The organism is Mycolicibacterium iranicum (assembly GCF_002101705.1).
GTDB classification, from domain to species: Bacteria; Actinomycetota; Actinomycetes; order Mycobacteriales; family Mycobacteriaceae; genus Mycobacterium; species Mycobacterium iranicum.
In genome coordinates this window covers 206346-226583 of the sequence record NZ_LQPC01000020.1, presented here as the reverse complement: position 1 = coordinate 226583, position 20238 = coordinate 206346, and the positions used below count along the sequence as shown (strand labels likewise).

Annotated in this window: 19 protein-coding genes; 16 read left to right on the top strand and 3 right to left on the bottom strand. The window is 65.8% G+C overall.

All coding sequences use genetic code 11. From position 1 onward, the window contains the following. Nucleotides 1–32: 32 nt before the first annotated feature. A complete protein-coding gene (locus AWC12_RS06210) occupies nucleotides 33–3983 on the top strand; it encodes a DNA-directed RNA polymerase subunit beta' (protein WP_085172988.1) in 3951 nt (1316 codons plus the stop codon). A gap of 103 nt (nucleotides 3984–4086) precedes the next feature. Then, nucleotides 4087–4851: a deoxyribonuclease IV gene (locus AWC12_RS06205; RefSeq protein ID WP_085172986.1), complete on the top strand. Its 765-nt coding sequence runs from the start codon at nucleotides 4087–4089 to the stop codon at nucleotides 4849–4851. Here the strand turns inward: AWC12_RS06205 and AWC12_RS06200 are convergent. Then, a complete protein-coding gene (locus AWC12_RS06200) occupies nucleotides 4848–5894 on the bottom strand; it encodes a class I SAM-dependent methyltransferase (RefSeq protein WP_085172985.1) in 1047 nt (348 codons plus the stop codon). The genes AWC12_RS06205 and AWC12_RS06200 overlap by 4 nt on opposite strands. 215 nt (nucleotides 5895–6109) lie before the next feature. Between AWC12_RS06200 and AWC12_RS06195 the strand changes: the two genes are divergently transcribed. From AWC12_RS06195 to AWC12_RS06180, 4 genes are read left to right on the top strand one after another with little or no spacing between them, the layout of a single operon-like run. Then, complete coding sequence (locus AWC12_RS06195) at nucleotides 6110–7738, top strand: acyl-CoA dehydrogenase family protein (protein ID WP_085172983.1); 1629 nt, start codon at nucleotides 6110–6112, stop codon at nucleotides 7736–7738. Then, nucleotides 7738–8676 carry a crotonase/enoyl-CoA hydratase family protein gene (locus AWC12_RS06190; RefSeq protein WP_085172981.1) on the top strand — a complete coding sequence of 313 codons (939 nt, stop codon included), beginning with the start codon at nucleotides 7738–7740 and terminating at the stop codon, nucleotides 8674–8676. The genes AWC12_RS06195 and AWC12_RS06190 overlap by 1 nt, the downstream gene beginning before the upstream one ends. A gap of 2 nt (nucleotides 8677–8678) precedes the next feature. Beyond that, on the top strand, nucleotides 8679–9428 hold the full coding sequence (locus AWC12_RS06185; RefSeq protein ID WP_110808569.1) for a PaaX family transcriptional regulator C-terminal domain-containing protein: 750 nt from the start codon (nucleotides 8679–8681) through the stop codon (nucleotides 9426–9428). Continuing rightward, complete coding sequence (locus AWC12_RS06180) at nucleotides 9425–10195, top strand: crotonase/enoyl-CoA hydratase family protein (protein ID WP_085172977.1); 771 nt, start codon at nucleotides 9425–9427, stop codon at nucleotides 10193–10195. The genes AWC12_RS06185 and AWC12_RS06180 overlap by 4 nt, the downstream gene beginning before the upstream one ends. Before the next feature lie 11 nt (nucleotides 10196–10206). Here the strand turns inward: AWC12_RS06180 and AWC12_RS06175 are convergent, their stop codons facing one another. After that, nucleotides 10207–10608 carry a DUF3060 domain-containing protein gene (locus AWC12_RS06175; RefSeq protein ID WP_024444693.1) on the bottom strand — a complete coding sequence of 134 codons (402 nt, stop codon included), beginning with the start codon at nucleotides 10606–10608 and terminating at the stop codon, nucleotides 10207–10209. Between the two features lie 2 nt (nucleotides 10609–10610). Continuing rightward, complete coding sequence (locus AWC12_RS06170) at nucleotides 10611–10940, bottom strand: DUF3060 domain-containing protein (RefSeq protein WP_051226481.1); 330 nt, start codon at nucleotides 10938–10940, stop codon at nucleotides 10611–10613. 115 nt (nucleotides 10941–11055) lie between these two features. Here AWC12_RS06170 and AWC12_RS06165 point away from each other — a divergent pair, with 115 nt between their 5' ends. The 10 genes from AWC12_RS06165 (at nucleotide 11056) to AWC12_RS06120 (ending at nucleotide 20201) form a co-directional block, all read left to right on the top strand. Beyond that, entirely contained in the window at nucleotides 11056–11610 is a 555-nt protein-coding gene (locus AWC12_RS06165; protein WP_024444695.1) for a DUF3558 domain-containing protein, read from the top strand. A 1-nt stretch (nucleotide 11611) separates the two neighbouring features. Further along, nucleotides 11612–12148: a DUF3558 domain-containing protein gene (locus AWC12_RS06160; protein WP_085172975.1), complete on the top strand. Its 537-nt coding sequence runs from the start codon at nucleotides 11612–11614 to the stop codon at nucleotides 12146–12148. A 58-nt stretch (nucleotides 12149–12206) separates the two neighbouring features. Further along, nucleotides 12207–12785, top strand: coding sequence for a TetR/AcrR family transcriptional regulator (locus AWC12_RS06155; protein ID WP_024444697.1), 579 nt, complete (start codon nucleotides 12207–12209; stop codon nucleotides 12783–12785). Between the two features lie 292 nt (nucleotides 12786–13077). Then, nucleotides 13078–13452 (top strand): 30S ribosomal protein S12, encoded by a 375-nt coding sequence (gene rpsL / locus AWC12_RS06150; RefSeq protein ID WP_019514018.1) that lies wholly within the window; start codon nucleotides 13078–13080, stop codon nucleotides 13450–13452. Beyond that, nucleotides 13452–13922, top strand: a complete 471-nt coding sequence (rpsG, locus tag AWC12_RS06145; protein WP_011558402.1) for a 30S ribosomal protein S7 — start codon at nucleotides 13452–13454, stop codon at nucleotides 13920–13922. The genes rpsL and rpsG overlap by 1 nt, the downstream gene beginning before the upstream one ends. 129 nt (nucleotides 13923–14051) lie before the next feature. Beyond that, entirely contained in the window at nucleotides 14052–16103 is a 2052-nt protein-coding gene (gene fusA, locus AWC12_RS06140) for an elongation factor G (RefSeq protein ID WP_234813856.1), read from the top strand. Nucleotides 16104–16188: 85 nt separating this feature from the next. Further along, on the top strand, nucleotides 16189–17379 hold the full coding sequence (tuf, locus tag AWC12_RS06135) for an elongation factor Tu (RefSeq protein WP_024444699.1): 1191 nt from the start codon (nucleotides 16189–16191) through the stop codon (nucleotides 17377–17379). Between the two features lie 243 nt (nucleotides 17380–17622). Further along, entirely contained in the window at nucleotides 17623–18396 is a 774-nt protein-coding gene (locus AWC12_RS31000; protein WP_085172972.1) for a hypothetical protein, read from the top strand. Nucleotides 18397–18488: 92 nt separating this feature from the next. Next, entirely contained in the window at nucleotides 18489–19334 is an 846-nt protein-coding gene (locus AWC12_RS06125) for a cutinase family protein (RefSeq protein WP_165762776.1), read from the top strand. Nucleotides 19335–19373: 39 nt separating this feature from the next. Further along, nucleotides 19374–20201: an SHOCT domain-containing protein gene (locus tag AWC12_RS06120; RefSeq protein ID WP_024444702.1), complete on the top strand. Its 828-nt coding sequence runs from the start codon at nucleotides 19374–19376 to the stop codon at nucleotides 20199–20201. Nucleotides 20202–20238: the final 37 nt, after the last annotated feature.

The following is a 20238-nucleotide window of genomic DNA, read 5'->3' as shown; positions in this document are numbered from 1 at the left end:
GTTTCAACACCCGCAAGGGGAAAGGGAGTTACGTGCTCGACGTCAACTTCTTCGATGAACTCCGTATCGGTCTGGCGACCGCGGACGACATCCGCAATTGGTCCTTCGGCGAGGTCAAGAAGCCGGAGACCATCAACTACCGCACGCTCAAGCCGGAAAAGGACGGCCTGTTCTGCGAGAAGATCTTCGGACCGACTCGCGACTGGGAGTGCTACTGCGGCAAGTACAAGCGCGTCCGGTTCAAGGGCATCATCTGTGAGCGCTGCGGCGTCGAGGTGACCCGCGCCAAGGTGCGCCGTGAGCGGATGGGCCACATCGAACTGGCCGCACCCGTCACGCACATCTGGTACTTCAAGGGCGTCCCGTCGCGGCTGGGCTACCTGCTCGACCTGGCTCCGAAGGATCTCGAGAAGATCATCTACTTCGCGGCCTACGTGATCACCGCCGTCGATGACGAGATGCGTCACAACGAGCTGTCCACCCTCGAGGCCGAGATGGCCGTCGAGCGCAAGGCGATCGAGGATCAGCGCGACGCCGACCTGGAGGCGCGGGCTCAGAAGCTCGAAGCCGACATGAAGGAGCTCGAGGAGGAGGGCGCCAAGTCCGACGTGCGCCGCAAGGTGCGCGACGGCGGCGAGCGCGAGATGCGCCAGCTGCGCGACCGGGCCCAGCGTGAGCTGGACCGGCTCGAGGAGATCTGGACGACGTTCACCAAGCTGGCTCCCAAGCAGCTGATCGTCGACGAGCTGCTCTACCGCGAGCTGCAGGACCGCTACGGCGAGTACTTCGAGGGCGCCATGGGTGCCGAGTCGATCAAGAAGCTCATCGAGAACTTCGACATCGACGCCGAGGCGGAGTCGCTGCGCGACACCATCAAGAACGGCAAGGGCCAGAAGAAGCTGCGCGCGCTCAAGCGGCTGAAGGTCGTCGCGGCGTTCCAGCAGTCGTCGAACTCGCCGATGGGCATGGTGCTCGACGCCGTCCCGGTGATCCCGCCGGAGCTGCGCCCGATGGTTCAGCTCGACGGCGGCCGCTTCGCGACCTCTGACCTCAACGATCTGTACCGCCGCGTCATCAACCGCAACAACCGGCTCAAGCGACTGATCGATCTGGGTGCGCCCGAGATCATCGTCAACAACGAGAAGCGCATGCTTCAGGAGTCGGTGGACGCGCTGTTCGACAACGGCCGCCGCGGCCGTCCCGTCACCGGGCCGGGCAACCGTCCGCTGAAGTCGCTGTCCGATCTGCTCAAGGGCAAGCAGGGCCGGTTCCGTCAGAACCTGCTCGGTAAGCGCGTGGATTACTCGGGCCGTTCGGTCATTGTGGTCGGCCCGCAGCTCAAGCTGCACCAGTGTGGTCTGCCGAAGCTGATGGCCCTGGAGCTGTTCAAGCCGTTCGTGATGAAGCGTCTGGTCGACCTGAACCATGCGCAGAACATCAAGAGCGCCAAGCGCATGGTGGAGCGTCAGCGTCCCCAGGTGTGGGATGTCCTCGAAGAGGTCATCGCCGAGCATCCGGTGCTGCTCAACCGGGCACCGACGCTGCACCGCCTCGGTATTCAGGCCTTCGAGCCGCAGCTGGTGGAGGGCAAGGCCATCCAGCTGCACCCGCTGGTCTGTGAGGCGTTCAACGCCGACTTCGACGGCGACCAGATGGCCGTGCATCTTCCGCTGTCGGCGGAGGCGCAGGCCGAGGCCCGCATCCTGATGCTGTCCTCGAACAACATCCTGTCGCCCGCGTCGGGCCGCCCGCTGGCCATGCCCCGTCTGGACATGGTGACCGGGCTGTACTACCTGACCACCGAGATCGAGGGCGACACCGGCGAGTACACGCCTGCGTCCAAGGATCAGCCGGAGTCGGGTGTCTACAGCTCACCGGCCGAGGCCATCATGGCGATGGACCGCGGCGCGCTGAGCGTCCGGGCCAAGATCCGGGTGCGGCTGACGCAGCTGCGTCCGTCTGCCGAGGTCGAGGCGGAGCTATTCCCGGACGGCTGGTCGATGGGTGATGCGTGGACGGCGGAGACCACCCTGGGCCGTGTGCTCTTCAACGAGCTGCTGCCGCGGGGCTATCCGTTCGTCAACAAGCAGATGCACAAGAAGGTGCAGGCCGCGATCATCAACGATCTGGCCGAGCGCTACCCGATGATCGTCGTCGCGCAGACCGTCGACAAGCTCAAGGACGCCGGCTTCCACTGGGCCACCCGTTCGGGTGTCACGGTGTCCATGGCCGACGTTCTGGTGCCGCCGGAGAAGACCGAGATCCTCGAGCGCTACGAGGCGGAAGCCGACGGCATCGAGAAGCAGTACCAGCGCGGCAAGCTCAACCACGACGAGCGCAACGAAGCGTTGGTGAAAATCTGGCAGGACGCGACCGAAGAGGTCGGTCAGGCGTTGCGGTCGCACTACCCGAAGGACAACCCGATCATCACGATCGTGGATTCGGGCGCGACGGGTAACTTCACGCAGACGCGGACGCTGGCCGGCATGAAGGGTCTGGTGACCAACCCGAAGGGTGAGTTCATCCCGCGTCCGATCAAGTCCTCGTTCCGCGAGGGCCTGACGGTGCTGGAGTACTTCATCAACACCCACGGTGCCCGTAAGGGTCTGGCCGACACGGCGCTTCGTACCGCCGACTCGGGTTACCTGACCCGTCGCCTGGTCGACGTGAGCCAGGACGTCATCGTTCGCGAGACCGACTGCGAGACCGAGCGCGGCATCACGGTCACGCTGGCCGAGCTGCAGGGCGAGCAACTCGTGCGCGATCAGCACATCGAGACGTCGGCCTACGCGCGGACGCTGGCCACCGATGCGGTGGACGGCAACGGCCGTGTTGTCGTAGAGCGTGGGCACGATCTCGGTGACCCGGCCATCGACGCGCTGCTGGCTGCCGGCATCACCGAGGTGAAGGTCCGCTCCGTGCTGACCTGCGCCACCGGCACCGGCGTGTGTGCGATGTGCTACGGCCGTTCGATGGCGACCGGCAAGCTGGTCGACATCGGCGAGGCCGTCGGCATCGTGGCCGCGCAGTCCATCGGTGAGCCCGGCACGCAGCTGACCATGCGTACCTTCCACCAGGGTGGTGTCACCGGTGGCGCCGACATCGTCGGTGGTCTGCCGCGTGTCCAGGAGCTGTTTGAGGCGCGCGTTCCGCGTAACCGCGCACCGATCGCCGACGTCTCCGGCCGGGTTCGCCTGGAGGAGAGCGAGAAGTTCTACAAGATCACCATCGTTCCCGACGACGGGGGCGAAGAGGTCGTGTACGACAAGCTCTCGCGTCGTCAGCGCCTGAAGGTGTTCAAGCACGACGACGGCTCCGAGCGTCTGCTGACCGACGGCGACCACGTCGAGGTCGGGCAGCAGCTGCTGGAAGGCTCGGCCGACCCGCACGAGGTGCTGCGCGTCCAGGGCCCCCGCGAGGTGCAGATCCACCTCGTCAAGGAGGTCCAGGAGGTCTACCGCGCCCAGGGTGTGTCGATCCACGACAAGCACATCGAGGTCATCGTCCGGCAGATGCTGCGTCGCGTCACGATCATCGATTCGGGTGCGACGGAGTTCCTGCCCGGCTCGCTGACCGAGCGCGGCGAGTTCGAGACCGAGAACCGTCGCGTCGTGGCCGAGGGCGGCGAGCCCGCGGCCGGACGTCCGGTGCTGATGGGTATCACGAAGGCGTCGCTGGCCACCGATTCGTGGCTGTCGGCGGCGTCGTTCCAGGAGACCACTCGCGTGCTGACCGATGCGGCGATCAACTGCCGCAGCGACAAGCTGCAGGGTCTGAAGGAGAACGTGATCATCGGCAAGCTGATCCCGGCCGGTACCGGCATCAACCGGTACCGCAACATCCAGGTTCAGCCGACCGAAGAGGCGCGTGCTGCCGCGTACACGATCCCGTCCTACGAGGATCAGTACTACAGCCCGGACTTCGGCCAGGCCACCGGTGCTGCGGTGCCGCTGGACGACTACGGGTACAGCGACTACCGGTAACGGACCGCAACGAAGAAGCCCCCACTCCCTTGACCGGGAGGCGGGGGCTTTTTCGTGTGTCCGGCCCGATCGGGCTGTCACAGCTCGGGCCTAGAGTGGTTACGTGCTTATTGGTTCGCATGTCCATGGTGAGGATCCCTTAGCAGCGGCGGAGGCCGACGGCGCCGACGTGGTGCAGTTCTTTCTCGGCAATCCCCAGAGTTGGAAGAAGCCGCCGCCGCGCGAGGACGCCGAGATTCTCAGAGCTTCGTTGATGCCGGTCTACGTGCACGCCCCGTACCTGATCAACGTAGCGTCTGCCAACAACCGCGTCCGCATCCCGTCGCGCAAGATCTTGCAGGACACCTGCGATGCAGCGGCTGCGATCGGTGCCACCGCGGTCATCGTGCACGGCGGGCACGCCGACGACAACGACATGGACGCCGGTTTCGAACGGTGGGTGAAGGCGCTGGCCAGCCTGACGACCGATGTTCCGGTGTACCTGGAGAACACGGCGGGCGGTAACCACGCGATGGCCAGGCATTTCGACACGATCGCCCGGCTGTGGGACCACATCGGCGATACCGGTATCGGCTTCTGCCTCGACACCTGTCATGCCTGGGCCGCTGGTGAGGCTCTTGTCGATGCGGTCGAGCGGATCAAGGGCATCACCGGTCGCATCGATCTTGTGCACTGCAACGACTCGCGAGACGCCGCCGGTTCCGGTGCCGATCGTCATGCCAACTTCGGCTCAGGTCAGATCGATCCGCAGCTGTTGGTTGCGGTCGTCAAGGCGGCCGGCGCCCCGGTGATCTGCGAAACGTCCGACGAAGGCCGCAAGGACGACATCGCGTTTCTGCGCGAGAACATCGGCTTGACGCCGGGCTAAGCTATCTTGCGGTAAACCAGCCAGCGCATTTCGATCGGCGATCGTTCCCGCGGGAGGGCGAAGACGTCCAGGCCGCTCACCCAGTCTGCGTACCAGCCGGTCGGTGGCCATTCCCCGGCGGGCAGGTTGGCCTTCTCATAGTCGTACACCGAATCGTTCTTCATCAGTCGTAACGGCAGCCCGGCGGCGGCGCCGTCGATCTCCTCACCGGTGAAAAGCCCCGTATAGACCTGCTGCGCGAGTTGGCGAATCGCCTGCCACAGTTCACGCACCGCGCTATCGGACACGAATTCTGCGCGCGGCATGAACACGTTGAAGACCAAATGCCCTCCGGGACTCAGGCATTCGGCCGCCAGCTCGAAGACCGCGCGAAGCTGTTCGGGAGCCCGAAAGTCGGGCGTGACCTCGGAGAGAACGATCAATTGGTAGTTCTTGTGGAGGTCATCCATAGAGTCGAAGATGTCCCGGTCGATCACCTGCACGGGGAGGAGCTGCTTGTATGCCTCGGCGCGCAGGAATTCGGCAAATTTGGGTGTCAGTTCCACCGCGTCGACGGGATGGCCGCGGCGTGCCAGAGCCAGCGCATTTCGGCCAGTCCCGGCCCCGATGTCGAGAATGCGCGCGGATCGGGCGTCGATGATCTGCGAGGACAGCGCCCACACCCTGGCATCGGGGTGAGTGCCGAACAGTGGCGGCTTGCGGGTGGCGACCCAGTTGTCGTAGGTGTCGGCTAACGACGTCGATTCGGGCTTAATGAAATAGTGGAGCATCGTGCCGATCGGCGCATCGTAGGAAATGACGATGTTGGATCTATTTGATCCTGCGTACGCGTTCGCCAGTTCTTTGGCCAGCAGGGTCCGAAGGTGATCGCGTTCGGACTCGGAAAACTTCCTGCCGAGGGCCGAAAAGATCTTGTCGCACATCGACACGTATTCGTCGAGCATCCCGGGCACGGCCGGCAGGGTGATCTGGCCGTTCGATACCCCGCGACGACGCAGCCTTTTGGCCATCGCCTCCCGCATCTGCGCCACGTCGCTCGCCATATGGTCCAAACCCCTAAGTAGCCCGACGGTTGAGGATACACAACGGCACCTCCGGCATGGGCCCGACGTTTCGGCGGCAAAAGTGTTGGCATTGAATCTGTTTGCCAGGTTGGTTAACGGGGCCGGCGATGACTGTTGCCGAGCAGGCCGGCCAATCTCATGGCATGTCTATTACAGTTCTTGTGCGATCGTCACTTTGATGTAACAGTGGTCGCATGCAGGACACGCATGTCGTCACCAATCAGGCGCCTCCGCTGGAGAACTACAACCCCGCCGCCTCACCGGTTCTCGCCGAGGCGCTGATCCGCGAAGGCGGCGAATGGGGCGCCGAGGAGGTCTGGACTCTCGGAGCGCTGGGCGGCTCGGCGCAAGCGCAGCGCTGGGGCGAGCTCGCCGACCGTCACCGTCCCGTGCTGCACACCCACGACCGCTACGGTCACCGCGTCGACGAGGTCGAGTACGACCCGGCCTACCACGAGCTGATGACGGTTGCCGTCGGACACGGCCTGCACGCCGCGCCGTGGGCGGACGGCCGACCCGGTGCCCACGTGGTGCGGGCGGCCAAGACTTCGGTGTGGACGCCGGAGCCCGGGCACATCTGCCCGATCTCGATGACATACGCCGTCGTGCCGGCGCTGCGCCACAGCAGCGAACTGGCCGCTACGTACGAACCGCTGCTGACCAGTCGCGTCTACGACCCCGAACTCACGGTGCCCACCACGAAGACCGGCCTCACCGCGGGCATGTCGATGACGGAGAAGCAGGGCGGCTCCGACGTCCGCGCCGGCACCACCCAGGCGACCCCCAACGGTGACGGCACCTACTCGTTGCGCGGCCACAAATGGTTCACCTCGGCGCCGATGTGCGACATCTTCCTCGTCCTCGCCCAAACCCGGGGAGGCTTGAGTTGTTTTTTCCTGCCGCGCATCCTGCCCGACGGCACGCGCAACCGTATGTTCCTGCAGCGGCTCAAGGACAAGCTGGGCAACCATGCCAACGCCTCGAGCGAAGTGGAGTATGACGGCGCCACGGCGTGGCTGGTAGGGGAGGAGGGGCGCGGGGTCCCGACCATCATCGAGATGGTCAACCTCACCCGGCTCGACTGCACACTGGGCAGCGCGACGAGCATGCGCAACGGGCTGATGCGCGCCATCCACCACGCACAGCACCGGATGGCGTTCGGCGCCTACCTGATCGATCAGCCGCTGATGCGCAACGTCCTCGCCGACCTCGCCGTGGAGGCCGAGGCGGCGACCATGTTGGCGATGCGCATGGCTGGTGCGACCGACCGGGCCGTGCGCGGTGACGAACGTGAAACCCTGGTGCGCAGAATCGGATTGGCAGCCGCCAAGTACTGGGTGTGCAAGCGCGCCACGCCCCACGCCGCCGAGGCGATGGAGTGCCTCGGCGGCAACGGCTACGTCGAGGACTTCGGGATGGCACGCCTCTACCGGGAAGCGCCACTGATGGGTATCTGGGAGGGTTCGGGCAACGTCAGCGCACTGGACACGCTGCGCGCCATGGCAACTCGCCCCGAGTGCATCGACGTTCTGTTCGATGAGCTCGCCGTCACAGCGGGCCAGGATCCTCGTCTGGACGCGCACGTTGCACGGCTGAAGCCGCAGCTGGAGGACCTGGAGACGATTCAGTACCGCGGACGGCAGGTCGCGGAGGACATTTCGCTGGCGCTGCAGGGTTCGCTGCTGGTGCGGCACGGCCATCCGGCAGTCGCTGAGGCGTTTTTGGCCAGCAGGCTCGGCGGACAGTGGGGCGGCGCCTTCGGCACGCTGCCCACCGGACTTGATCTCGCGCCGATCATCGAGCGCGCGTTGGTGAAAGCCTGATGACGCACGCGATCCGGCCCGTCGACTTCGACAACCTCAAGACGATGACCTACGAAGTCACAGGACGCATCGCCCGGATTACCTTCAACCGTCCGGAGAAGGGCAACGCGATCATCGCCGACACCCCCTTGGAGCTCTCGGCGCTCGTCGAACGGGCTGACCTCGATCCCAGTGTGCACGTCATCCTCGTCTCGGGTCGCGGTGAAGGCTTCTGCGCGGGCTTCGACCTGTCGGCCTATGCCGAAGGATCGTCGTCGGCCGGCGGGGGCAGTCCGTACAAGGACACCGTTCTGTCGGGAAGAACCCAGGCGATCAATCACCTTCCCGATCAGCCGTGGGATCCGATGATCGACTACCAGATGATGAGCCGCTTCGTGCGCGGCTTCTCCAGTCTGATGCGCTGCGACAAGCCGACGGTGGTCAAGATCCACGGCTATTGCGTGGCGGGCGGCACCGACATCGCCCTGCACGCCGACCAGGTGATCGCCGCGGCCGACGCCAAGATCGGCTACCCGCCGACCCGCGTCTGGGGCGTCCCGGCGGCGGGCATGTGGGCGCACCGGCTCGGCGATCAGCGCGCAAAACGCCTTCTGCTGACCGGGGATACGATAACCGGCGCCCAGGCCGCCGAATGGGGTCTGGCGGTCGAGGCGCCCGACCCTGCCGACTTGGATGATCGGGTCGAGCGGCTCGTCGAACGGATCGCCGCGGTCCCCGTCAATCAGCTGATCATGGTCAAGCTCGCGATGAACAGCGCGCTGTACAACCAGGGGGTGGCCAACAGCGCGATGATCTCCACGGTGTTCGACGGCATCGCGCGGCATACGCCCGAGGGGCACGCGTTCGTCGCACAGGCGCGCGAACACGGTTTCCGCGACGCCGTGCGGCAACGCGACGAGCCGTTCGGTGACCACGGACGAAAGACGTCGGGGGTCTGACGTTGTCGCGGATGACGGCGCGCTCGGTGGTGCTGAGTGTGTTGCTCGGGGCGCACCCCGCCTGGGCTACCGCTGCCGAACTGGTCCGTTTGACAGGCGATTTCGGGATCAGGGAGCCCACCGTCCGGGTGGCGTTGACGCGGATGGTCGCTGCCGGCGATCTGGTGCGGTCCGAGGACGGCTACCGGCTCGCCGACCGCCTGCTCGCCCGGCAGCGGCGCCAGGACGACGCGATCGACCCGGCGGTGCGCGCGTGGGACGGCAGCTGGCTCACGCTCGTGATCACCAGTACCGGTAATGACGCCAAGACGAGGGCGAGCCTGCGAAACGAGCTGCAGGACAAGCGCTTCGCCGAACTGCGTGAAGGCGTGTGGATGCGCCCCGACAACGTGAGCCTCGATTTGGGCGACGACATCTCAAGCAGGCTGCGAATCCTTCGTGCCCAGGATGGCAGACCTGCCGAACTCGCGGCCGAACTGTGGGATCTGGAGGGGTGGGCGAAAACCGGGTCGCGGCTGCTGGCCGAGATGGCGCAGGCCGACGACATGCCCGGCCGCTTCGTCATCGCCGCCGCCATGGTGCGGCACCTGCTGACCGACCCGGTGCTGCCCGACGAGCTGCTACCCGCGGGTTGGCCGGGTGCCGAATTGCGCACCGCCTACCACGATTTCGCTGCCGAACTGGTTGCGCGGCGCGACGGGACCGAATTCGTCGCGTCCCGCGATGAACCTGAACTTATGGAGGCCACATGAGCGTCAGAGTAGAGAAGAACGGACCCGTGACGACCGTCATCATGGATCGGCCGCACGCGCGCAACGCGGTCGACGGTCCCACCGCGCTGGAGCTGCACGCAGCGTTCGACGACTTCGACCAAGACGACACCGCGGCCGTCGCGGTGCTGTGGGGTGACAACGGAACCTTCTGCGCGGGAGCCGATCTCAAGGCGATGGGCACCGCGAATTCGAATCCGGTGCATCGGACCGGGCCCGGTCCGATGGGGCCGAGCCGGATGGTGCTGTCCAAACCGGTGATCGCCGCGATCAGCGGCTACGCCGTCGCGGGCGGCCTGGAACTGGCGCTGTGGTGCGACCTGCGGGTGGTCGAGCAGGACGCGGTGCTGGGTGTCTTCTGCCGGCGATGGGGCGTCCCGCTGATCGATGGTGGGACGGTGAGGCTGCCGCGGCTGATCGGTCACAGCCGCGCGATGGATCTGATCCTGACCGGACGCGCTGTCGATGCCGACGAGGCACTGGCCATCGGGCTGGCCAATCGCGTCGTCCCGACAGGGGAGGCACGCCGAAAAGCCGAGGAGCTCGCCGCCGAACTGGCGGCGCTGCCGCAGCAGTGCATGAGGTCGGATCGGATGTCGGCCCTGGGCCAGTGGGGGATGTCGGAGGCAGACGCGATGGATGTCGAGTTCGGCAGTCTGTCTCGCGTCGCCGCGGAATCGCTGGAAGGTGCGGCCCGCTTCGCGAAAGGGGCGGGCAGGCACGGCGCCCCCGCCACTGGACAGGCTTGAGGCGGGGGCGGTCAGCCCTTGGTGATGCTGTTGTTGCTGCCCGTGTCGTTGATCTTGGGCTCGCCGTCGCGGTAGGTGACGGTGTTGTTGATGCCGACGACGGACAGCTCGGCCTCGACGCGTTCGAAGCTGATCTTGTTGTCGGCGCCGCCGACATTGACGTTGGTGCAGGTGCCCGCGACCGTCAGCGTGTTGTTGGACCCGCCGACGTTGAGCGCTTTGCCGTCGGCGCAGTCGATCTCCGCGGTTGTGCCGAACGAGCCGTAGTTGATCGTGTTGCCGATCTCCACCTGAGCGCCGGAGGACCCCGCCGTCACCGTGGGATCGGAGCCGTCGCCGCCGGAACCGCACCCCGCCGTGAGCGCGACGACGAAGCTGAGGCAACCGAGGACAGCGGCGCGCCGAGAAGACATGGTTATGCGGGTACCCGGTCGATGCGGTTCGTCATCCCCAGTTCGCGGCCGCGGTCCCAGACGAAGGGCGTGCCGTTCTTGTAGAAGACGGTCTGGTCGAAGCCGTACACCGTGATGTCGTTGACGACGTTGTCGGCTATGACCACGTTCGACGAACCCTGCACCGTCACCGCGTAGCAGTTGCCGAGGGCGAAGACCTGGTTGCCGGTGCCCATGACGAACAGCGTGGCGCCACCGCAGTCCAGGGTCCGGGTGATGCCCTGACCGGTGATATGGGTGTCGCCGTTCTCGGCGCCGGCGATAGGGGATGTCGAAGCCAGCGTGGCCGACATCGCGAGCACACCGACAGCCACCACTCGCCCAACACCCGTTGCAGTCACAGTGGCAGCCTACGACGTCCTCTGCTCAGACTGTCGGGGTTCGTCGAGACGAGTAGCGTGAGCGGCGATGCTCCAGCGTGTAGGCCGTGTGGCAGTTTTCTCGATGGTGGCGGTCACGGTGACGGCGGCCGCGGCCGGCTGCTCGCAGACCGTCACCGGGACGGCGCAACGGTCGGATCCCGGCGTGCCCGATCCAGACCGCAGCTACGGCTACGTCGACGACCGATGCGGTCTCCTCGACGACACGACGGTGCAGGCCACCCTCGGCGCGGACGAAGTGACGAGGCCGTTCAGTGGAGCGGTCTGTCAGTACATCTTGATGCGCGGTTCCGGCGGCCAGGCCGTGACCATCGACGTCGTCTTCTCGTGGTTCGACGCGGGCAGCCTCGAACGTGAGCGCGCGGTCGCCAGCGCTCGGGGTGCCGCGATCACCGACGTCGTGGTCGAGCGGCACAAAGCATTCTTCGCGCGCCGCGACACCACCGGAGCCGCCTGCTCGGCCACCGCCGCCGCCGGAAGCGGCGTGCTGAGCTGGTGGGTCCAGTACCGCGGACAATCCACCGGGGATCCCTGCCCTGACGCCGAGACGCTGCTGTCGGCGACGCTGCGGTCGGACCTGTGACATGGGCGCCACGACCACTGCCCGTCTCGGCGCGGCGCTGATCCTGGGCACGCTGCTCGCCGGCTGCGGGGGTACGGACCAGGCCGACGAACCGAGCGCGACCCCGGGCACGCAATCGTCCGGGGAGGGCTTCCAGAGCGTGGACTGCAACGGCGTCACCGACGCCGATGTCGCGGCGGCCGCGGGATCCGACCTGTTCGTCCCGGCGGTGGTCAGCGACGCCGGCTGCTTCTGGCAGGAAGACTCGATGATCGACAACTTCGGTGCGGGCATGGGCATCTCGACGTGGTGGTACCGCGGCAGCGATATGGACACCGAACGTGAACTTGAGCAACTCGCGGGCCGAACGCTGACCGAGCTGTCCATCGACGGCAACAAGGGCTTCAAGGCCTACGACGACACGGCCTGCAGCATCTACGTGGCCAAGGGCGGCGACGTGATCACGTGGTCGATCCAGACCATGAACTCGCAGACCATGCCCGATCTGTGCTCGATCATCGAGCAACTGGCCGAGCTCAGCCAACAGCGAGTGAACTAGAGTTGCTCGCTGGCCCGGCGCAACCCTGGGTGACCTGAACGATCCGAGGGGGTGAGACGTGGCAACTCGGCCGCCGCGTTCGGCGAAGCTGAGCCGTGACTCCATCGTCAACGCCGCGCTGACGTTCCTGGACCGCGAGGGCTGGGACGCACTGACGATCAACGCGCTGGCCAACCAGCTCGGAACCAAGGGCCCCTCGCTGTACAACCACGTCCACAGCCTCGACGACCTGCGCCGCACGGTTCGAATGCGTGTCGTCGGGGACATCATCGAGATGCTGAACACCGTGGGCCAGGGCCGCAGCCCCGATGATGCGGTCGTCGTGATGGCCAGTGCTTACCGCAGCTATGCACACCATCACCCCGGCCGGTACTCAGCGTTCACCCGCATGCCCCTGGGTGGGGGCGAGGACCCGGAATTCACCGAGGTCACCCGGGCTGCTGCGGCGCCGGTGATCGCCGTGCTGGCGTCCTACGGACTCGATGACGAGTCTGCGTTCTACGCCGCGCTGGAGTTCTGGTCGGCGATGCACGGGTTCGTGCTGCTGGAGATGACCGGGGTGATGAGCGGGATTGACACCGATGCGGTGTTCACCGACATGGTGATGCGGCTGGCCGCAGGGATGAAGTCGAGATAACGCAGGTCAGCGGGTTTTGTCGAGGTATGCCGCCCTGGTATTGTGGACGTTCGTGCCTGGCAGTTAAAGGCGCTTGCGTTCTTGGGGTCCGTCCCGTGAGTTCAAGCATGCCTGCACGCCGGGCCAATTCGCATGTCCCGCCTCGTGGGGTGCCTTGGAAATTATCCGAGAAGCCGCGGCGGACGCGTGCGACACGCCCGGACGCGGGGGAACCGGCGCGGGCATAACAGCAGTACAGAGAACTTAAAGAGCACAAGACGTCAGCACGACGAGAAACACAGAAAGCCGGTACATGCCAACCATCAACCAGCTGGTCCGTAAGGGTCGCCGCGACAAGGTCGCCAAGGTGAAGACCGCGGCCCTCAAGGGCAGCCCGCAGCGTCGCGGCGTGTGCACCCGCGTGTACACGACCACCCCGAAGAAGCCGAACTCGGCGCTTCGCAAGGTGGCACGCGTGCGCCTGACCAGCGCGGTCGAGGTCACCGCCTACATCCCGGGTGAGGGTCACAACCTGCAGGAGCACTCAATGGTGCTCGTGCGTGGCGGCCGTGTGAAGGACCTCCCCGGCGTGCGCTACAAGATCATCCGCGGCTCGCTGGACACCCAGGGCGTCAAGAACCGCAAGCAAGCACGCAGCCGCTACGGCGCCAAGAAGGAGAAGAGCTGATGCCGCGCAAGGGCCCCGCACCCAAGCGTCCGCTGGTCAACGATCCGGTCTACGGATCCCAGCTGGTTACCCAACTGGTCAACAAAGTCCTGCTCGACGGGAAGAAATCGCTGGCTGAGCGCATTGTTTATGGTGCGCTCGAGCAGGCCCGCGACAAGACCGGCACCGACCCGGTGGTGACCCTCAAGCGCGCCCTCGACAACGTCAAGCCGGCCCTGGAGGTCCGCAGCCGCCGCGTCGGTGGCGCGACGTACCAGGTTCCGGTCGAGGTCCGGCCCGACCGTTCGGTCACGCTGGCCCTGCGCTGGCTGGTCAGCTTCTCCAAGGCTCGTCGCGAGAAGACCATGGTCGAGCGCCTGGCCAACGAGATCCTCGATGCCAGCAACGGCCTGGGTGCCGCCGTCAAACGACGCGAAGACACCCACAAGATGGCCGAGGCCAACCGCGCCTTCGCGCACTACCGCTGGTGATTTAGCACCCCCGGCAGTGTTGCCGAGGGTGGTGCAAGACGACAGCAACCAAGCAAGCGAAAGAGTGGGAATTTAGCCGTGGCACAGGACGTGCTGACCGACCTCACGAAGGTCCGCAACATCGGCATCATGGCGCACATCGATGCCGGCAAGACGACGACAACCGAGCGCATCCTCTTCTACACCGGCATCAGCTACAAGATCGGTGAGGTGCACGACGGCGCCGCCACGATGGACTGGATGGAGCAGGAGCAGGAGCGGGGTATCACGATCACCTCGGCTGCCACCACCTGCTTCTGGAACGACAACCAGATCAACATCATCGACACCCCCGGACACGTCGACTTCACCGTCGAGGTGGAGCGCTCGCTGCGCGTCCTCGACGGTGCCGTGGCCGTGTTCGACGGCAAAGAGGGTGTGGAGCCGCAGTCCGAGCAGGTCTGGCGGCAGGCCGACAAGTACGACGTTCCCCGCATCTGCTTCGTCAACAAGATGGACAAGCTGGGCGCCGACTTCTACTTCTCGGTGCAGACGATGAAGGACCGCCTCGGCGCCAACGTCGTCCCGATCCAGCTGCCGATCGGCTCCGAAGGTGACTTCGAGGGCGTCGTCGACCTGGTCGAGATGAAGGCCAAGGTGTGGCGGGGCGAGACGAAGCTCGGCGAGAAGTACGACACCGTCGACATCCCGGCCGATCTGCAGGAGAAGGCCGAGGAGTACCGCACCGCGATGATCGAGGCCGTCGCCGAGACCGACGACGATCTCATGGAGAAGTACCTGGGCGGCGAAGAGCTCACGATCGAGGAGATCAAGGCCGGTCTGCGCAAGCTGACCATCTCCAGCCAGGGCTACCCGGTGCTGTGCGGGTCTGCGTTCAAGAACAAGGGTGTGCAGCCCATGCTCGACGCGGTCATCGACTACCTGCCGAACCCGCTGGACGTGCCCGCCGCCGAGGGACACGTCCCCGGCAAGGAAGACGAGATCATCTCTCGCAAGCCGTCGGCCGACGAGCCGTTCTCCGGTTTGGCGTTCAAGGTCGCGACGCACCCGTTCTTCGGCAAGCTGACCTATGTCCGCGTGTACTCCGGCAAGGTCGATTCGGGCTCGCAGGTCGTGAACTCGACCAAGGGCAAGAAGGAGCGGCTGGGCAAGCTGTTCCAGATGCACTCCAACAAAGAAAACCCAGTGGACACGGCCAGTGCCGGTCACATCTACGCCGTGATCGGTCTGAAGGACACCACCACCGGTGACACCCTGAGCGATCCGAACCAGCAGATCGTGCTGGAGTCGATGACGTTCCCGGATCCGGTCATCGAGGTCGCGATCGAGCCCAAGACCAAGAGTGACCAGGAGAAGCTGGGCACCGCGATCCAGAAGCTCGCCGAAGAGGACCCGACCTTCAAGGTGCACCTGGACCAGGAGACCGGCCAGACCGTCATCGGCGGCATGGGCGAGCTCCACCTGGACATCCTGGTCGACCGCATGCGTCGCGAGTTCAAGGTCGAGGCCAACGTCGGTAAGCCGCAGGTGGCCTACCGCGAGACCATTCGCCGCAAGGTCGAGAAGGTCGAGTACACCCACAAGAAGCAGACGGGTGGCTCCGGCCAGTTCGCGAAGGTGCTCATCGATCTCGAGCCGTTCTCCGGCGAGGACGGTGCGACCTATGAGTTCGAGAACAAGGTCACCGGTGGCCGCATCCCGCGCGAGTACATCCCGTCGGTGGATGCCGGTGCGCAGGACGCGATGCAGTACGGCGTGCTCGCCGGCTACCCGCTGGTGAACATCAAGGTCACCCTGCTCGACGGCGCCTTCCACGAGGTCGACTCGTCGGAAATGGCGTTCAAGGTGGCCGGCTCGCAGGTGCTGAAGAAGGCGGCGCAGGCTGCCCAGCCCGTCATCCTCGAGCCCATCATGGCCGTCGAGGTCACCACACCCGAGGACTACATGGGTGACGTGATCGGCGACCTGAACTCCCGCCGTGGTCAGATCCAGGCCATGGAAGAGCGCAGCGGTGCGCGCGTCGTGAAGGCGCAGGTTCCGCTGTCGGAGATGTTCGGCTATGTCGGAGACCTTCGGTCGAAGACCCAGGGCCGGGCCAACTACTCCATGGTGTTCGACTCGTACGCCGAAGTTCCGGCGAACGTGGCGAAGGAGATCATCGCGAAGGCCACCGGTCAGTAACCGGTAGCCTCTCGCGAGGACCACACAACTGAACAAGTCAACATCTGCTTAGTAAGAGCACCAACAAGTCCAGGAGGACACAGAAGTGGCGAAGGCGAAGTTCGAGCGGACGAAGCCGCACGTCAACATCGGGACCATCGGTCACGTTGACCACGGCAAGACCACTCTCACTGCAGCAATCACCAAGGTTCTGCACGACAAGTACCCCGATTTGAACGAGTCGCGCGCATTCGACCAGATCGACAATGCGCCCGAGGAGCGTCAGCGCGGTATCACGATCAACATCTCCCACGTGGAGTACCAGACCGACAAGCGTCACTACGCCCACGTGGACGCCCCCGGTCACGCTGACTACATCAAGAACATGATCACCGGTGCCGCCCAGATGGACGGCGCGATCCTGGTGGTCGCCGCCACTGACGGCCCGATGCCGCAGACCCGCGAGCACGTGCTGCTGGCCCGCCAGGTCGGCGTGCCCTACATCCTGGTCGCCCTGAACAAGGCCGACATGGTCGACGACGAAGAGCTCATCGAGCTCGTCGAGATGGAGGTCCGCGAACTGCTGGCCGCCCAGGACTTCGACGAGGAAGCGCCGGTCATCAAGGTGTCCGCGCTCAAGGCCCTCGAGGGCGACCCGCAGTGGGTCAAGTCCGTCGAGGAGCTCATGGAGGCCGTCGACGAGTCGATCCCGGATCCGGTTCGCGAGACCGACAAGCCGTTCCTGATGCCCGTCGAGGACGTCTTCACGATCACCGGCCGCGGCACCGTGGTCACCGGTCGTGTCGAGCGCGGCGTGATCAACGTGAACGAGGAAGTCGAGATCGTCGGCATCCGTCCGACTGTCACCAAGACCACCGTCACCGGTGTCGAGATGTTCCGCAAGCTGCTCGATCAGGGCATGGCGGGCGACAACGTCGGTCTGCTGGTCCGTGGCATCAAGCGTGAGGACGTCGAGCGTGGCCAGGTTGTGGTCAAGCCCGGCACCACCACGCCGCACACCGAGTTCGACGGCAGCGTCTACATCTTGAGCAAGGACGAGGGCGGCCGCCACACGCCGTTCTTCAACAACTACCGTCCGCAGTTCTACTTCCGTACCACGGACGTGACCGGCGTGGTGACCTTGCCCGAGGGCACCGAGATGGTGATGCCCGGTGACAACACCGACATCTCCGTCAAGCTGATCCAGCCCGTCGCCATGGACGAGGGCCTGCGCTTCGCGATCCGCGAGGGCGGCCGTACCGTCGGCGCCGGCCGCGTGACCAAGATCCACAAGTAAGCGGTCTAGGCCTAGCCAACGAGAGTGGCGCTCACCCGAAAGGGTGGGCGCCACTTCCGTTTTGGCGCACTTGCACCGCGAGCGCGGGCGCGCTTGCACCGCGAGCGCGCGTGTCTGCACGCCGACGCGCCGCACAGTGTGGCATTTCGCGCTCGCTCGCCGGCGGCGGAAGGTAGGCCCCTGCACAGGCGTCGGAATTGATAGCGTGGCCGACGCAATGTCGGTATACGCGAGGCGCCTCTGATGAACGTCGATGAGACAGAACCGATCTCCGTCGCGGCGCGAAGGAAGGTCGATCCCTGGAAAATCCTGGCAGGTGTGTCGACGGCGGTCTCCGTGGCGACGATCGCGACGCTCGTGTGGACGGTCAACAAGCTGTCCGACGACGAACCGACCGCAGCCGAGCGCCTCGGCGAAGCCGCTGGAGTGACGTCCCCTGTCGCACCGCCGCCGGTGCCCGCGCCCGCACCGCTCACCGTCACCGAAACCGTCGCACCCGTCGCACAATCGGAACCGGTTGCGACGACGTCGAATTCGACGACCTGGGACCGTTCACTCGAGCAGTACTTCCCGATGGCCGCGACCGCACCGCCCCGCAATTTCGACGAAGCGCCACCGCCTCTGCAGGCCGGGATGCCGGTCTGGCCGTTCGCGGGCAACGCCCCGTCGCTGCCTCCGGTGAACCTGACGCCGAACATCATGGTGAACCCAGGATTCAGCATCGATGCCATCATCGGCGCGGTGTCGGGCACCGCGGGATGGATCGGTGGCGGCACGCTGAACCTGATCGGCGACGCGCTCGTCGCGTCGGCGATGAACAACCAGCGCCCGCCCGATCCCATGGGCGCTCTGACAAGGATCCCGCCGCCCCGGCTGCCACCACCGCCGCAGTGGCCCAGGGAGCTCGACGTCACCAAGATCCCGCCGCCCCAAATGCCGCAGTGGCCGCGCGAACTCGACATCACCAAGATCCCACCTCCGCAGGTGCACTGGGACCGCATCCTGCCTCGCTTCTGACGTGTAACACCTGCTCGTTACCCGCCGATGTATGGGGCGACGGCTGTCGAGGGGTCGGCCGGTTTGAGGTAAGGGTTCACGTTTTGAGAAGCATTTCTGCAGGCGTCGCCGCCGTCGCGGCCTCGGTCGTCGTGGGCGGCGCTGCCACTGTCGGTTTGACCGCCGGTATCGCCTCCGCGCAGCCGGCGTGCCCTGACGTCCACTGGATCGGCGCCGCCGGTTCGGGCGAGCGGGCACCCGCCGATCTGACCGCCTACGCCGGCATGGGTCGCGTCGTGTCCAAGTCGTATCGCGACTTCGCAGCCATGGTGCAGCAGAGCGGGCGCACGATCACCGCCGAAGCGGTCAACTACCCGGCCACACCGGTGCCCGAAGGCGGTGGTGCGCTGGACTGGCTCGGCTTCATGGGCAGCGTCGACACCGGCGCCGCCGCCCTGGGCCAGCAGTACCAGGCGTTCGTGGCGCAGTGCCCGACGTCCAAGGTGGTGCTCGCGGGCTACTCACAGGGTGCGATGGTCGTCCACCGCAATCTGCATGCCCTCGACGCGAGCCCCAACCTGGCGGCCGCACTGCTGGTCGCCGACGGCGATCGCCTGCCGCAGGACCCGACGATCAACATCGGCTCCGTGGTCTCCGTGCCCGACGCGGGCAAGGGCGTCGCGCAGGACTGGCCGATTCTGGCTCACGCTCCCGCACCGCTGCCGCCGACGATGGGCGCCAGGACCATCAGTGTCTGCAACCTCGGCGACGCGGTCTGCGACTACGACCCCGACTCCGAGGAGGAGATGAATCCGGCGGCGGTCGCAGTGCACACGAGCTACGCGCGTAGCACGGCAACCATGGATGCCTGGACTGTTCCGCTGTATCAGCTGGCCGCCGCGCATCCGCCGGTGCCCGCTGCGCTCACGCCGCTGAACGCGGTGACTCCCGCTCCCTAGTAGGGCTCCGGCGCGGCCGAATAGCGATAATCTGTCGCCGTGTCCACCTTCTGGCGATACATCAAGGTCCAGCTGTTTGTGCTGCTGTGCGGCATCGTCGGGCCGATCTTCCTCGTCATCTACTTCGCGGCCGGCGCCGGTCCGATGCTGCAGTGGATGCTGTGGGCAGGTCTGCTGATCACCGTTCTCGACGTCGTCATCGCCGTGGTCATCACCGGCTTTGGTGCGAGGTCGGCGGCCAAGACCAAGGCGCTGGAGGCATCCGGGGTGCTGGCGCTCGCGCAGGTGGTCGGCATTCACGAGACCAATACCCGAATCAACGACCAGCCACTGGTGAAGCTCGACCTTCAGGTGTCGGGGCCCGGGCTCACGCCGTTCTCGACGCAGGATCAGGTGGTCGCCTCGGTGGGGAGGCTGCCGATGATCACCAGTCGCAAGCTCGTCGCCTTGGTGGACCCGACGACCAGGGATTACCAAATCGACTGGGAGCGCAGTGCTTTGGTGGCCGGTCTGATGCCCGCCACGTTCAGCGTGGCCGAGGACAACCGGACCTACGACTTGACGGGTCAGACCGAGGCGCTGATGGAGATCTTGCAGGTGCTCAAGTCCCACGGCATCAGCATGAACAACATGATCGACCTTCGTTCCAACCCCGCCGCCCGCCAGCAAGTGCAGGCCATCGTCCGCCATGCGGCCGCGCAGCAAGCCCCGCCGCCCCCGGTGCCCGCCGGGGCGCCCTACGCCGCACCGTCCGTCGAACCGACCATCGCGCAACGTCTTCAAGAGTTGGAGACGCTCCGGGCGACCGGGACCATCACCGAAGCTGAGTACACGGCGAAGCGTCAGCAGATCATCGCCGACATCTGATCGCCAGACTCTAGAACGCGTTCTAGTTCTGCTGTTA